Origin of the sequence: Chitinophaga sp. (genome assembly GCF_035564935.1) — a bacterium.
GTDB lineage: Bacteria > Bacteroidota > Bacteroidia > Chitinophagales > Chitinophagaceae > Chitinophaga.
The window spans coordinates 1-2602 of sequence record NZ_DATMTE010000768.1; the positions used below are offsets into that span (position 1 = coordinate 1).

General features: G+C 51.3%; 2 protein-coding genes. One reads left to right on the forward strand and one right to left on the reverse strand.

Annotated elements, in window-relative coordinates:
• Positions 1-266: hypothetical protein (locus tag VN105_RS19920; RefSeq protein WP_325643454.1), on the forward strand; the 266-nt coding region annotated here is incomplete at its 5' end.
• A gap of 6 nt (positions 267-272) precedes the next feature.
• Here VN105_RS19920 and VN105_RS19925 read toward each other — a convergent pair.
• Positions 273-2602: ABC transporter permease (locus tag VN105_RS19925; RefSeq protein WP_325643456.1), on the reverse strand; the 2330-nt coding region annotated here is incomplete at its 5' end.

The window sequence follows — 2602 nt, forward strand, 5'->3', positions numbered from 1 at the left end:
TGCCCGTTATCTGGTACGCCGCTTCCTTTGATGCTGACCAGCAACAGGCCATCAGGGAGGCCGGTTTTGCCGCCGGCCTGGCCAAGCAAAGCGATGTGCATAAGCTGAAAGGCAACCTCCGGGTGCTTTTCCAGAGCGAACTGCAGGAAACCATAGTACCGGATGAAGCATCTGCTGCTACCCGCTTTAAAATGAAGATGAAAGAGATGTTACTGCAAACCCAGTCGTTACTGGAAGCGCCGGAACACCTGCTCACACATTCCTGATCCACATTATTCCGATTGCAATGCCTTTACAGGATTTGCCATCGCAGCTTTGGTACCCTGGTAGCTCACGGTGAGTAACGCTATGAGCGCCGTAAGTATGCCTGCTGCTGCAAACATCCACCATTGCAGCGATATGCGGTAGTCGATACCGCGCAGCGCTTCGTGCATGGCCAGCACTGCCAGCGGCACCGTAATAATAAAAGCGATCAATACCGGTTTCAGAAATTCCTTCGCCAGCATCAGCCAGATCCTGCCCACACCGGCGCCCATAATTTTACGGATGCCGATTTCCTTGTTGCGCCGTTCGGCCAGGTAAGCAGATAAACCAAAAAGACCCAGGCAGGAAATGAGAATGGCAATACCGCTGGTCCAGTTGAGCATGAACCCGCCGGAACGCATGCCGGTAAACATTTGCTGGTAGGCTTCTTTTATGAAGCTGAACTCAAAAGGGAATTGAGGGCTGTGCTTTTTAACAGCCGCTTCTATCTTCGCCAGCACTTTTTCGGGATGATCCGTTTTATGCAGCCGCACAAAAATATGGTTCATGGATCCGGAACTCATATAAGCTACCAACGGGCGCGGCGCCTTATATGGATCATTGGTGACGAAATCTTTTACTACCCCAATCACAGGGTTGGTGCCAAGCAGGGTGCCCACCACCGGTTCTTTCAATCCCATCTTTTTTACCGCCGCCTCATTCACCAGGCAGCCCAGGGAATCGGCGCCGTAGTCTTCGCTGAAATCCCGGCCGGCCGCCAGTTGCAGCCCCGCCGTTTTTACCCAGTCGTGCTTTACCCAGGTAATATTGATGGAAAAATTGTCATCCGCCGTTTTCCCCGGCCAGCTAATACCATCCGTGCTGCCGTTGAATCTCAACAGGTCGTCTGTACCGGCAGATACACCAGCTATTTCCGGGATGCGCAGCAACTCTTCCCGCAGCAATTGATACTTGCCGGTCATTTCACCACGGAGCGGTATTTCCAGCAGGTTATCCTGGTTATAGCCCACCGGCCGGTTTTCACCATGTTGCAACTGCCGGTAAATAACGATAGTAGCAATAATAAGGAAGATGGAGATGATAAACTGGACTGTAACCAGGCTTTTGCGGAAGAGGCCATTCCCACGGTGCGTAGACACTACGCCCTTTAATACTTTCACCGGCCGGAAGCTGCTGAGGAAAAACGCCGGATAACTGCCGGCAACCAGGCTGGTGAACAGCACCAGTAAAAGGATCCCGGTCCATATACCTGTGTTCAGGAAATTAAGCCGGATGCTTTTGCCGGAAACACTGTTCAATCCCGGCAGTACCAGTTGTACAATAAGCAATGCCAGCAGCAGCGCGCCAAAAGTAATGATCATTGCTTCCACCAGGAACTGGAAAATAATAGTGATCCTGGAAGCGCCCAACGCTTTCCTTACACCTACTTCCTTTGCCCGCCGTTCTGCACGGGCGGTAGAAAGGTTCATGAAATTGATACAGGCAATCAGTAAAATAAAAAAGCCGATAGTGCCCAGCAGCATCATGATCTCTATACGGCCCCCGCTGGGCTTACCGTTTTTAAACCCACTATAAAGATGCAGCGCGGTAAACGGGTAGGCGAACAGGTAACTGCTGCTATCCGCCGCGGTAGCCTGCATGGCCTTGCGCAGTTTTTTATTGAACGCATCCACATTACTTCCGGGCTGCAGCAGCAGGTAGTTGCCAATACGGTAATTATCCCAGCGGTCAATCCAGTCGGCATTCTCCAGTTCATAAAGGCGGAAGGGGAGTACTACATCAAATTTAACCGAACTGTTGAAAGGTGCATCACGGATCACTGCTGCCACCCGGAGGTTATGCTGGTTATTATGCCTGATAATATTGCCAATGGGATCTTTACTGCCATACAATCTCCTGGCGGCGCTTTCCGAAAGAATAATGGCGCCCGGATCCCGGAGCGCTGCAATAGGGTTTCCTGAAACAGCAGGGAAGGTGAAAATATTAAAGTAATCAGGATCGGCGTACATGCTTTGCTGGTAAATGCTTTTTTCCCCGGTGCTGAGCAGTTGCTGTCCGCCGTAAACATGCCGGGTAGCATATTGTATTTCCGGGAAGTCGTGCTGCAGCTTTGCACACAGCGGTGCAGGCGTGGCATCGCCGGTAAACCACCGGCCATCGTGATACTGGTTGCTCATCACCATGTAAATACCCCGTCCGTTCCGGTGGAAGGAATCATACGTAAATTCCTCGTGGAGCCATAACAGGATAATGATACCTGTGGCCAAACCAATGGAAAGGCCGCCTATATTAATGAGAGAGGAGCGTTTGTTTTTAAGGAGATTCCTCCAGCCGTGCC